The sequence below is a fragment of the Ferruginibacter yonginensis genome, assembly GCF_042651465.1.
In the GTDB taxonomy this organism is placed as follows: Bacteria; Bacteroidota; Bacteroidia; order Chitinophagales; family Chitinophagaceae; genus Ferruginibacter; species Ferruginibacter yonginensis.
This window is the reverse complement of the sequence record NZ_JBHSCZ010000001.1, coordinates 292,503-304,710: the sequence shown is the minus strand read 5'-3', so window position 1 is coordinate 304,710 and position 12,208 is coordinate 292,503. Positions and strand designations below refer to the sequence as shown.

The 12,208-nt window shown below is 34.5% G+C and carries 15 protein-coding genes; 6 read left to right on the top strand and 9 right to left on the bottom strand.

Annotation, left to right across the window (positions count from 1 at the left end; all coding sequences use genetic code 11):
- Positions 1-174 (top strand): hypothetical protein, encoded by a 174-nt coding sequence (locus ACFOWM_RS01290; protein ID WP_379705955.1) that lies wholly within the window; start codon positions 1-3, stop codon positions 172-174.
- A 164-nt stretch (positions 175-338) separates the two neighbouring features.
- Here the strand turns inward: ACFOWM_RS01290 and ACFOWM_RS01285 are convergent, their stop codons facing one another.
- The 5 genes from ACFOWM_RS01285 to pdhA are packed head-to-tail and all read right to left on the bottom strand — an operon-like array spanning position 339 to position 3,769.
- Positions 339-752: an EVE domain-containing protein gene (locus ACFOWM_RS01285; protein ID WP_379705952.1), complete on the bottom strand. Its 414-nt coding sequence runs from the start codon at positions 750-752 to the stop codon at positions 339-341.
- Positions 753-767: 15 nt separating this feature from the next.
- A complete protein-coding gene (locus ACFOWM_RS01280; RefSeq protein WP_379705949.1) occupies positions 768-1,490 on the bottom strand; it encodes a (Fe-S)-binding protein in 723 nt (240 codons plus the stop codon).
- A 10-nt stretch (positions 1,491-1,500) separates the two neighbouring features.
- Positions 1,501-1,983 carry a 6,7-dimethyl-8-ribityllumazine synthase gene (ribH, locus tag ACFOWM_RS01275; protein ID WP_379705946.1) on the bottom strand — a complete coding sequence of 161 codons (483 nt, stop codon included), beginning with the start codon at positions 1,981-1,983 and terminating at the stop codon, positions 1,501-1,503.
- Between the two features lie 14 nt (positions 1,984-1,997).
- Complete coding sequence (locus tag ACFOWM_RS01270; protein WP_379705943.1) at positions 1,998-2,726, bottom strand: tetratricopeptide repeat protein; 729 nt, start codon at positions 2,724-2,726, stop codon at positions 1,998-2,000.
- Positions 2,727-2,776: 50 nt separating this feature from the next.
- Positions 2,777-3,769, bottom strand: a complete 993-nt coding sequence (pdhA, locus tag ACFOWM_RS01265) for a pyruvate dehydrogenase (acetyl-transferring) E1 component subunit alpha (RefSeq protein WP_379705940.1) — start codon at positions 3,767-3,769, stop codon at positions 2,777-2,779.
- 176 nt (positions 3,770-3,945) lie between these two features.
- On the opposite strand from pdhA, the gene recF reads away from it, so the two are divergent.
- Together recF and ACFOWM_RS01255 are read left to right on the top strand one after the other, a co-directional pair.
- Positions 3,946-5,028, top strand: a complete 1,083-nt coding sequence (gene recF / locus ACFOWM_RS01260) for a DNA replication/repair protein RecF (protein WP_379705937.1) — start codon at positions 3,946-3,948, stop codon at positions 5,026-5,028.
- A gap of 9 nt (positions 5,029-5,037) precedes the next feature.
- Entirely contained in the window at positions 5,038-5,319 is a 282-nt protein-coding gene (locus ACFOWM_RS01255; RefSeq protein WP_379705934.1) for a DUF721 domain-containing protein, read from the top strand.
- On the opposite strand, the gene ACFOWM_RS01250 is transcribed toward ACFOWM_RS01255, so the two are convergent.
- The 3 genes from ACFOWM_RS01250 to ACFOWM_RS01240 all read right to left on the bottom strand — a co-directional run bounded on the left by ACFOWM_RS01250 (position 5,320) and on the right by ACFOWM_RS01240 (position 8,646).
- Positions 5,320-5,835, bottom strand: coding sequence for a heme-binding domain-containing protein (locus tag ACFOWM_RS01250; RefSeq protein ID WP_379705931.1), 516 nt, complete (start codon positions 5,833-5,835; stop codon positions 5,320-5,322).
- A 47-nt stretch (positions 5,836-5,882) separates the two neighbouring features.
- Positions 5,883-6,776, bottom strand: coding sequence for a TraB/GumN family protein (locus ACFOWM_RS01245; protein WP_379705927.1), 894 nt, complete (start codon positions 6,774-6,776; stop codon positions 5,883-5,885).
- A 61-nt stretch (positions 6,777-6,837) separates the two neighbouring features.
- Entirely contained in the window at positions 6,838-8,646 is a 1,809-nt protein-coding gene (locus tag ACFOWM_RS01240) for a UbiD family decarboxylase (RefSeq protein ID WP_379705924.1), read from the bottom strand.
- A 115-nt stretch (positions 8,647-8,761) separates the two neighbouring features.
- On the opposite strand from ACFOWM_RS01240, the gene ACFOWM_RS01235 reads away from it, so the two are divergent.
- The 3 genes from ACFOWM_RS01235 to ACFOWM_RS01225 all read left to right on the top strand — a co-directional run bounded on the left by ACFOWM_RS01235 (position 8,762) and on the right by ACFOWM_RS01225 (position 10,995).
- Positions 8,762-9,100 (top strand): PadR family transcriptional regulator, encoded by a 339-nt coding sequence (locus ACFOWM_RS01235; protein ID WP_379705921.1) that lies wholly within the window; start codon positions 8,762-8,764, stop codon positions 9,098-9,100.
- 1 nt (position 9,101) lies between these two features.
- A complete protein-coding gene (locus ACFOWM_RS01230) occupies positions 9,102-9,782 on the top strand; it encodes a hypothetical protein (RefSeq protein ID WP_379705918.1) in 681 nt (226 codons plus the stop codon).
- A gap of 94 nt (positions 9,783-9,876) precedes the next feature.
- Positions 9,877-10,995, top strand: coding sequence for a tetratricopeptide repeat protein (locus ACFOWM_RS01225; protein WP_379705915.1), 1,119 nt, complete (start codon positions 9,877-9,879; stop codon positions 10,993-10,995).
- 194 nt (positions 10,996-11,189) lie between these two features.
- Here ACFOWM_RS01225 and ACFOWM_RS01220 read toward each other — a convergent pair whose 3' ends face one another.
- Entirely contained in the window at positions 11,190-12,173 is a 984-nt protein-coding gene (locus ACFOWM_RS01220) for a pyruvate dehydrogenase complex E1 component subunit beta (RefSeq protein ID WP_379705913.1), read from the bottom strand.
- Positions 12,174-12,208: the final 35 nt, after the last annotated feature.

Below are 12,208 nucleotides of genomic sequence, written 5' to 3'. Positions count from 1 at the left end.
ATGATTTTTTTACTCCAATCAATAGGAGCAACAGCGGTGGTTTTTGAAGGTGTTAGTGTTACTGAATCAGCTTTAAGTTGGTTTTCAGCAATGGGTAAAGGTTGTGGTGTATTCTGTTCTAATAAAGGTTTTTTATTTTCAGTAGCAATATTTTATACCAACTTATCATTTTGATTGTTGTTACAACTTAACAAAACAAAGCAACTGAAAACAAAAATTACGATATTCGTACGCATAACAAATAATTTAACGGTGATGGAATACTCGTTAATACTTTATTTGAAATACTTGTAACCGTACACAATCGTTAAAGGAATGGTAAACGAATAGCAGTGTAGTTATTTTTTTTCTCCAGCCATTTGAAGAATTATATCCCACTCCTCTTTACGAACTTTTTGTACAGAAAGGCGCATGTATTTTATTAAATCCATTTGTTGCAAACGTTCATCAGCTTTAATTTGGGCAAGACTCACAGGCTTTTTTAATTTTTTTACAGGCGCAACATCCACCACTACCCAAGCTGCTACTGGTGTGGTGGGGTCTTGATAATGTTCTTTTACAATTTTTGCAATACCCACAATTTCTAAGCCTTCGTTGCTATGGTAAAAAAAGAGCTGGTCACCTTTTTTCATATCACGTAAATTATTTCTTGCAGCATAATTACGTACGCCATCCCAAAAGGTTACTTTATCATGTTCAAACTGCTCCCAACTGTACTTAAATGGTTCAGATTTTATCAACCAATAATTCATTGCTATAATAATTTTTTACTCCCAACCACTAGCCAATACATCAGCTAAATGCAAGGTTTGTATAGGTAAATTTTTTGCTTTAATAACTCCACTTAATTGCATCATACAGCTACAATCGGTTGATATAATACAATCAGCCCCTGTTGCTTGTACATTGGTTATTTTTTGATCGGCCATTGCTACTGATATACCTTCAAATTTTACCGAAAATGTACCCCCAAAACCACAACAAGTTTCAACATCTGTCATCTCAACAAACTCCAACCCTTTTACATTACTAAGTAATTGACGAGGGCCCGATTTTATTTTACACTCTCTTAAAGCGGCACAACTATCATGGTAAGTAGCTTTGGTATGTAATGAGGCACCAAAATCATCTATTTTCAATACATTGATTAAAAATTCGCTGAATTCAAAGGTACGCTTGCCAAGGTCTTTTACTTTGTTATGAGCAGCACCGTTATCAAATAAAGTAGGGTAATAGTTTCTTATAAAACCCACACAGCTGGCACTTGGCGCCACTACATAATCAGTATGGTCAAAATCTTTCAAAAACTTTTCTGCAACAGCTCTTGATTCATCACAAAAACCTGCATTAAAAGCTGGTTGTCCACAACAAGTTTGGTTGGTATTGTACGCCACTTCGCAACCGGCTTTTTTTAAAACTTTCACCATATTAAAAGCAGTTTGCGGATACAATTGATCAACAAAACATGGTATAAAAAGTTGCACTTTCATTCGTAATGATTTAAATAATTGATTGCGATAATGCCATCATATGCAATGCCGCAGCTGCTGCTTCTTCTCCCTTATGACCATGTATACCACCGGTACGTTCATCTGCTTGCAATTGGTTGTTCACCGTTAAAACCCCATAAATTACCGGAACTGGCAAGGTTACATTTAATTGCATTATACCTTGAGTAACCCCTTCGCATACATAATCAAAATGGGGTGTATCGCCTTTAATTACACAACCTAATGCAATAAACGCATCGGGCTTTTTGGTAGCTTTATTGAAATAATGCTGTACAGCAAATGGTATTTCAAAAGCACCAGGCACTTCTAATACTTTAAAATTTACTTGGTGTTGCTCCAATATTTTGATGCAACCAGCTTCTAAAACACTGATCACATGATTGTTCCAAGTTGTTTTTACTATTACAACAAAGGCATCCTTTTTTATTTGGATGCCTGTGGTGTCAGTGAGTTGTTCATTACTAACTGCCATGAAAATTATTTTAATTATTTGGTTACGCCCAATACAGCTAAGTTTTTATCAACATCACCATTTTGAACTGCAGGAAAAGCAGGGTAATTGTCTTTAGCTTTTTGGTATAAACTAATTGCATCTTCTTTTTTACCTAATGATTGTGCATACGCAGCCGCAATAATTAATGCATCAGCTGTTAATGCTTCATCTTTATCGTTAATGGTAGTTGCTTTTTTGTATGCACTCAATGCATCGTCTGTTTTTTTCAATTCAGCATATGCATGACCTAATAAGATGTTCTTTTTAATATCTAATTGATAGGCACCATTGCTACTAAAATCATTTAAATATTTAATGGCCTTATCAAACTCTTTATTTTGTAAATATGCAGCACCTACCATGTAGTTAGCTCTGTTAGCTGCTTTTGTGCCGCTGTAAGTACTTATAATTTTTAAAAGACCCGTAATATTAGCATTATCAACTGTACCACCGTTTAAAACGATGTTTATAGAATCTTTATTAAAACCAGTGGTAGCCATTTTATCAAATAGTGATTCGGCTTGAAAAACGGCTTCGTTTGCTTTAATTTCTTTTGGCTCAACAACAAACTTTTTGTACCCAAAATAGCCAGCAATTAAAATAATTACAGCACCTCCTACATAAATAATCGGTTTGCTATAAGTGGCCCAAAAATCTTTTTTTATAGGTTGTGCTTCAGTTGTAGTTGTTTCAGTTGTTGTTGTAACGTTATTGTCTGCCATGTTCGTTTTTGTAAATTGAAAATTTAAAGTGATGGTGTTGAACACCGATGTTAGTCAGTAATAAATGGATAATCTTGTTGTACATACACATCTTTCAACAATTCATCATCAGAAGGCCAAGGACTTTCCTCTGCAAATTGTACGCTCTCTTCTACTTCTAACCTTACTCTTTCATTGATGGCTTCAATACTTGCATCATCAACTGCGTATTCTGTTTGTAATACTTTCAATACATGCTCAATAGGGTCTTTTAATTTGTACTCTTCAAGTTCCTCTTTGGTCCTGTATTTTTGAGGGTCACTCATACTATGCCCTTTGTAGCGATATGTTTTAATTTCTAATAAAGTTGGTCCACCTTTTTCTCTAGCCCTGTTAACGGCTCTTAAAACTGCGTTGTGTACATCTTCTGGCGACATACCATCAACTGTATCAGCAGGCATTTCATAAGCATCAGCCATTTTATAAATGTCTAATGTTTTACTTGTACGTGCTACTGAAGTACCCATAGCGTAGTGGTTGTTTTCGCAAATAAACACAACTGGTAAATCCCATAACATGGCCATGTTAAAGGTTTCATGTAACATACCCTGACGAGATGCGCCATCACCATAAAATGCTAATACAACATTTTTAGTACCCTTGTATTTTTCTGCAAATGCAATACCAGCACCAGTTCCTATTTGAGCACCCACAATACCATGCCCACCAAAAAAGCCTTGTTCAACACCAAAAAAGTGCATACTACCACCCTTGCCCTTGCTACAACCAGTAGCTTTACCATACAACTCAGCCATACATGATTTTGCACTAACGCCCTTGGCGATAGCCAAACCATGATCTCTGTAAGCTGTAATAAACTTGTCATCAGGTGTTGTAGCCGTCATACAGCCAGCAGCTATAGCCTCTTGCCCAATATACAAATGGCAAAAGCCACGTATTTTTTGCATACCATACAATTGCCCCGTTTTTTCTTCGAATTTGCGAAGCAATAACATCATTTCGTACCAATAAAGGTAAGTTTCTTTAGAAAACTTTGTTGCCAATGCAGTATAATTTAGGTTGCAAATATAAGGGATAAAACTATTTTAGATAAATGATATTGATACTAAGATTTTTATCTCGGACTTTATTTGTAAAAAAGCACATATTACGCTGTAATTACTAAGAATTTAGATAGAACTATTTTTGTTGCAACTTGAACAATTACCTTTGCAAACTGATGCTCACTTTAAAAAAAATAGCCATTACTCATTTTAAAAATTACACCTTTAATGGTTTTAATTTTGATGAAAATGTAGTGGGCATTTGTGGTTTAAATGGCAAGGGCAAAACCAATTTACTTGATGCCATTTATTATTGTTGTTTCACCAAAAGCTATTTTACTAGTACCGATGCTTTAAATATCAATTTTGATAAAGATGGTTTTAGAATTGAAGCCCATTTTTACAATAACGATATACCACAAAAAATAATTTGCATTAACCGGGGTAATAGTAAAAAAGAGTTTTCAGTAAATGATATTCCCTACGAAAAACTTTCGCAGCATGTAGGCACTTTGCCAGCTGTAATTATTGCGCCAGATGATGTTGATATTATAATTGCTGGTAGCGAAGGCAGGCGACGTTATTTAGATACCATAATTTGCCAGTTAGATGCCGATTATTTACAACAATTAATGCAATACAACAAAGTAATGCAACAACGCAATAGTTTATTAAAACGTTTTGCAGAGCAAGGTATGGTTGATGCAACTTTGCTTGACATTATTAATCAACAACTCATTACCCCTGCTGAAATAGTTTTTAACAAACGTACATTGTACACCCAACAACTCATTCCATTAATTACGTCGTTTTATAAAAATATTGCAGACAATGATGAAGCCATTTCATTTGAATATATAAGTCCATTACAACAAAACACACTAGCCAATTGGTTGCAAATCAATAAAACCAAAGATGCCGTATTACAACGAACCAATGCTGGTATTCATAAAGATGATATTCATTTTACACTAAACGCACAACCATTTAAAACCATTGCCAGCCAAGGGCAACGCAAAAGTTTGTTGTTTGCTTTAAAATTAGCACAGTACCAGTTATTGAAAAATGATAAAGGCTATAGCCCATTGTTATTGCTAGATGATGTTTTTGAAAAACTTGATGAAAAGCGCATGTACCGGTTGTTACATTGGGTATGTAAAGAAAATAATGGACAAGTTTTTATAACAGATACGCACCAACAACGTTTAGAAGCTATCTTTGATGCTTTGGATATTAAAGGGCAAATTATAGCATTATAAATTTATGGTATGGCAGAATTATCAATTGGCGAAGCATTACAGCTTTTCTTAAAAAAAAGTAAGCTCAAAGCTGGTGTACAAGCGGTACAAATTGAAACCATTTGGGAAACCCTTATGGGTAAAACTGTTGCCAAATACACTGATAAAATACAAATTGTAGGCAGTACGCTGTTTATAAACACCAATGTAGCGCCACTAAAAAACGAATTATTGTACCAAAAAGATACCATCATCCAACGAGTGAACGAAGCCCTTGGCGAAAAAATAATAAAAGAAGTGGTAGTTAGATAGTTACTTTACTGCTACTGGTTTTGGTGGTGCTTTGCGTTTCAAACTATCTTCAGGGTAATGAGCTTTAATACTATCTCTCGTAGCTATAACCCAATTTTTAATAGCTGATTTTTGTTCTGGAGTAAGTACAGCATCTCTATGAATGAATGTGTACGATGCTAATGGCATTTCATCATCTATTTCGTTACCAATTTCTTCAAGCTTACGGTATTGGCGACCTATTCTATATGATGCAAACTCGTTGAAGTTTAACTCTCTTTTTCCTTCGTTTACATGATCACTTAAAAACCAAGCACCGGGTTGTATTTTACTGTACCATGGGTATTTGGTATTGTTACTATGGCAATCGTAACAACTCGTTTTTAAAGTAGCCATTACATCTGCAGGTACTGCATATTTAGTAGCAATGTCGTTTACAGCAACAACATCCGATTTATTTTGTTTAGGTTGAAAAAACTGAATTATAATAAAACCAATGACCAAAATCCAAATAAAATATTTAAAAAACTTTTTCATGTGTGTTGATGCTTTGTGCTGATTGTTAATGTTACAATTTACAACATTTATTTATTAAGCAAAGGTGTAACAGTATATCCTTCTTTTTTTAACAAAGCAATTAAACCATCTTCACCAAAAAGATGTGCTGCACCAACTGCCATAAATATATTTTCTTTAGGCAAAATTTGTTGCAATTGTTTAACCCAATTGATGTTCCTATTTTTTAAAAAAGCATCGTTATTAGCCAATACATTATTACTGCTGGTATCGTTCATAATTTTCATTAAAGCACCTACCGATTGGTTTTTGTATACCGTAATCATGTTGTTCAACATGGTTTTATAATTGTTGAGGCTATCAATATCTTTCAATAAACTTTTAGCTTGTTCTGCATAAGGTATACTGTCAAACATAGCTGATTGAAAAGCAATGGTTTCAAATCCCTTTATTTCTTTATTGGCTTTTTTAGCCATATCCATCAATACCAGCTCTACCCCACTCGTGGTTTTGCAGGGCATCATTTTAGGAAACAACATGGCTTCTAACATCATTGGTTTCATTTTTTGCAGACTCGTCAAACTAATTTTGAGCGAATCTTTAAAAAAATTACTAAGCTTTTCATACTCAGTAGGCGTATAAAAATCAGTTAGCTTTTTTCCATCTTTCATATTCATGAAAAAGATACCACCCATGGTATTAGCAGGGTCATCTAAATCCATTTCAAAATACACTGTTGCACTGTTTTGCAAAGCCGTTTTTAAATGGTTGCTCAGTAAAATATCATCTTTACAAAGTATATGAAACGTACCAAACAAATAGCTAGGTGTTGTAATATTTTTACCGCTTATTTGCCATAAAAGCGTATTATCATCTTTATTAACTGGCAATTGAATGGGCTGCTGTTGGGCCTTACAACTCAACATTATAATAGCAAAAAAACATACAACAATGGGCTTCATAATTTTATTTTAAGTAGATGATATTCAAACAAATTAAATTGAATTTAGGCTCAATATAATATTAATAACCTGCTTTGTGCAAAATAGCATCTACCCGAGCCTCCACAGCAGCATCTAACACCAATGCAGGTGCATGATGCGGCTTAATACGAGCATCTAAAATAACATTGGTACAACCCCAATGTTTATTTTCAGTAAAATGATTAATGCCATAAATATCATGTGATGGGTTACACCTTGTGTACGCCACCCACAAATAATTGTTGAGTGTAGCAGCGGTAAAAGCGGCATCATCACTTAAAATAATAAGCGGAAATGCGGCTAATTCATTGGTATACGCTTGCAATGTATTGTTCAATTGCTCTAGCAATTGGTGCGATTGCTCATAAGTGGTGAACGGTTGTAACTGTATTGAAAGCACCCCAGGCATTACCAATTGTGCTTGGTAGGCTGCCACACAATCAGGAATGGTTGTACCAAGGCTCCGCTTTACAGCGCCATTAGCTGCAAACACAACTTTGCTACCGCTGTTTATAGAGGTGCCTGAGTAATCTAATGTATCAATGGTGGTATTGGTATAAAAGTGAATATCTCTTTTTAAATCAATACGCTCTAATAAATAAGTAAAAAAAGCTTGAATATCATGCGTATGAATTGTGTTAGACGCATCGGCAGTAATGAATAAAAATTTGGCAAGACTTAATTGTCCGGTACCCAAAATATGATTCGCAATCGTTAATATTTCTGCTGGTTGCGTTGCAGGTGTATACGGTGTATAACGTTCGCTTCCAATGGCCAATAACAAGGGGTGTACACCTGCAGCATCCACTGCATGAACTTCTTTTAAACCAGGTATTTCATTTTGCAATGCACTGCCTGTAATTGAGTGTATCAATTGACCAAAACTAGTATCTTCTTGCGGTGGCCTACCTACAACGGTGAAAGGCCAAATGGCATTTTTACGGGCATACACTTTATGTACTTTCATTAAAGGAAAATCGTGTTGCAAACTATAATAACCAAGGTGGTCACCAAATGGTCCTTCTGGCTTATTTTGTTGGGGTTCAACCGTTCCCGTAATTACAAAATCAGCATCGGTGCTTATACAAAAACCATCATCGTATGTATAACGAAAACGCCTGCCTCCCAACGCACCTGCAAAAGTAGCTTCACCCAAACCTTCGGGCAATGGCATTACTGCTGCTACGGAATGTGCTGGTGGTCCACCTGCAAATACACTCACTTTTAAAGGTTGCCCTTTTTTATTGGCCTTTGTTTGGTGTACACCAATGCCCCTGTGTAGTTGATAGTGCAAGCCAATTTCTGCATTTTTTACATAATAGTTGCCAGAAAGTTGTATACGATACATACCCATGTTGCCATTCATAATACCGGGCTTATCAATATCTTCAGTATATACCTGTGGTAGGGTTACATAAGCACCCCCATCCATAGGCCAATGCACAATTTGTGGTATATCGCTGATGTTGATTTGCTCATACATCACTGGTTTTTGTAACGGATTTTTTAGCGGCAACGCTTTAGCACCAGCCAATAGCGTTTTAAAATTTTTGATGGGATGTTTTAAGGCGTTGATTGGATCATTTTTAACATCGATAAGGTTGCGTACTTCGTTTAAAGTGTTTCTAAAAATAAATTCACTTCTTTCTAACGTACCAAAAATATTGGAGGCGGCCCTAAATTTTGAACCTCTTACTTTTTCAAAAAGTATTGCTGGGCCTTTTGCAGCAAATACCCTTAAATGTATAGAAGCCATTTCCAAATATGGATCCACTTCTTCCTTAATGCGGAGTAGTTGTCCATTTTTTTCTAAATCTAACAAACAATCTTCTAACGAACGATAAGCCATAACACATCATTATTTGATTTACAAATTTAGATGAAATACGAATGGTTGTTAGGTAAATTTCGGTAATCGAAAGAGGAAAAGTTGTATACATAAGTTTCTTATGTATATTTGATTTATGAATACCGCACAACAGTTATTTAAAGGTTCGTTGAGTACTATTATCTTAAAATTATTATCCGAACAAGATAAAATGTATGGTTACGAAATCACCAAAAAAGTAAAGACATTAACGAATGATGAAATGCAGCTTACAGAAGGTGCATTATACCCTGCGCTGCACAAATTAGAAGCAGATGGATTGGTAACGGCAAGTATTGAAATGGTAGATAATCGTAAAAGAAAGTATTATGCACTAAGCAAAAATGGTAAAAAAGAAACGCAATATAAATTGCAGGAAGTACACCAATTTATTGCCCAAATGCAACAATTATTACAATTAAAACCTCAAATGTAAAATGGCATTACAACCGCATGAAATAGCAACATTATTTGCTTTTACTGAAAAGAAAATGGTACGATGGTATGATTTACAAGTGGAGTTGGTAGATCATTTAGCTTCTAAAATTGAAGCAGAAATGGAAGCAGATAAAACGCTCAGTTTTGAAAGAGCACTTGGAAATGTATATGCTAGTTTTGGAATATTTGGATTTGCTCATATTGTTCAGCAAAAAGAAGCTAATCTTCGTAAAAAAAACAACCAATTATTATGGCAAGCTGTAAAAAAACAATTTACTTGGCCAAATGTTATAAGAAGTTTGGGGTTGCTATGCTTGATTGCTACACTAACTTTTAATGTAACACTAGAAAATTTATTGATTATTTATATTGTTTGTTATTTGGTAGATGTTTTTTTATTTAGAAGATGGAACTTCATCAATCCCACAAAAAAAACAGGTAAAAAATTATTAATGTTAGCAACGTTTCCCGGTTTTAGTATAGGCACGTTTATTTACTTAGAATTTATGATGTTTTGTTTTAGTGATGTATTTACAGGAGAATATGTTGATAGTACGGCATTTAGAATATACTTTATGACATTACTTTATTTGGGTACCATTTATTATTTAGCAGCAAAAAATGTAACCAATAGCATTATTGAACAAGCTAAAAATGATTATGCTGAAGCGTTTGTTTGATATTTCTAAAAATACCATTAATCAACTAAAATACCCTGCAATGGGTAATTTTTTTATTACCCCATCTCATTACTTTTGATTAAAAATAATTAACATGAAATTATTGAGCCTCATATTAACGATATGCATCGCTACAAGCCTTTCTGCTCAAATAAACGCCTCTGACTGGGTTGTAAAAGGTAATACTGCTTATAATGAAAAAAAATATACTGCGGCTATTCCATATTATGAAAAAGCTATAGCATTAGATGCAGAAAATAAAGACGTTTTATATAAACTTGGCTGGTGTTATAATGATGCAAATAAATTTGAAGCTGCTATTAAAACACTCAATAATTTGGTAAAAATTGATGTAAATAACCACCTAGCCTATCAAGAACTTGGCTATGCTTACAAAAAAACGCTGCAATATGCTGAAGCCCAAAAAGCATTAGAAAAAGCAGTGGCTATAAAACCAAATTATGCATTAGCGTATAAACAACTAGGTGATGTGTACGAACAATTAAAGCAACCTGAAACGGCTATTACAAATTATAAAAAATGTGTGGAGTATAATCCAAAAAATGACATAGCGCTTTACAAGATTGGCTACCTCTACAATGGAACGCAAAAGTATGAAGATGCTATTTATTGGTTGAATAAAAGCAACGATGTAAAAAAAGATTACACTACTTACAATGAACTAGGGTTTGCATTTTATAAACTTAAACGTAATGATGATGCCATCAATGCATATAATCAAGCGATTAATTTAAAATACGATAACGGTACTTCTTACAAAGGCATTGGCGATGTATACCGCAGAAATTTTTCGCCAGCAAAAGTTGATGAAGCTTTAGAAAATTATAAAAAAGCAATAGAATATAATCCCAATAGTTCCGGTTCTTATTATGGGTTAGGCTGGTGCTACAACGAAAAAAATAATTATTCAGAAGCAGTGTATTATTTAAAAAAAGCTTTAGCACTTGATAATACTTTAGTGGCAGCTTATACTGAATTAGGATATGCTGAATACATGACTTCAAAAAATGATGATGCTTTAAAAACTTTAAAAACAGGTATTAGCTATGATAATAAATCAACCCTGTGTAGGTATTATGCTGGTTTGGTTTATATAGCAATGAAAGACAAAACCAATGCTCAAAAAATGTACAACGAATTACTTCCACTTGATGCTGCACTAGCAGAAAAATTAAAAAAGAAGATACAATAGCGTACAGTAAAAGCTAATTAAGAGTAGTATCATTGCACCACAACAGCCCACTTACTCCGTACTAACAGCTGTATTACAGCTATGTAACAGTTATACAACAGCTATGTAACAGTTGATTAAACATGATTAAGTTGATTTCAATAAAAAACCCCACTTCAAAAAAGTGGGGTTTTAAAATATGGTATGTAATTAAATTACTTTTTCATATACATAACTTCTTTTACCAACTTTACCGTTCTTTCAATATTTGGTAAATAAGCAGCTACTAAATTGGGTGCATAATGCATGGGTGCATCAGCAGATGTAATTCTTCTAATAGGAGCATCCAAATAATCAAACCCTTCTTTTTGTATACGGTAAGCAATTTCTGAACTTACTGAAGCAAACGGCCATTGCTCTTCAACAATTACCAAACGATTGGTTTTTTTCACACTTTCTAAAATAGTAAACCAATCTAACGGACGAATAGTGGCAACATCAATAACCTCAGCTTCTATACCTTCTTTTGATAATGCTTCAGCCGCACCTAATGCCACTTTCATCATTTTATTGAATGATACAATGGTAACATCTTTACCAGGGCGTTTTACAAAACATTTTCCAATAGGTAATACATATTCTTCTTCTGGCACTTCACCTTTATCGCCATACATCACTTCACTTTCCATAAACATTACCGGATCATCATCTCTAATAGCAGCTTTTAATAAGCCTTTAGCATCGTAAGGGTTACTTACAGATATTACTTTTAAACCCGGAATATTAGCATACATACTTTCAAATGCCGTTGAATGTTGAGCGCCTAACTGACCAGCACTACCGTTAGCACCTCTAAATACAATAGGGCAACCCACTTGTCCGCCACTCATGGCTAACATTTTTGAGGCAGTATTCAATATCTGATCTAACGCCAATACAGCAAAATTCCATGTCATGAATTCAACAATAGGACGTAACCCATTTTGAGCTGCACCTACTGCAATAGCTGAAAAACCCAGTTCAGCAATAGGTGTATCAATAATGCGCTTTTCACCAAACTCTTCCAACATACCTTGGCTCACTTTGTAAGCACCGTTGTACTCAGCAACCTCCTCTCCCATTAAAAACACCCTATCATCCTTACGCATTTCTTCTTGCATGGCTTCCCTTAGGGCTTCTCTAAACGCAATTTGTCTCATATTACTATTGTTGAAATAATTTTTAAACTTTTAAT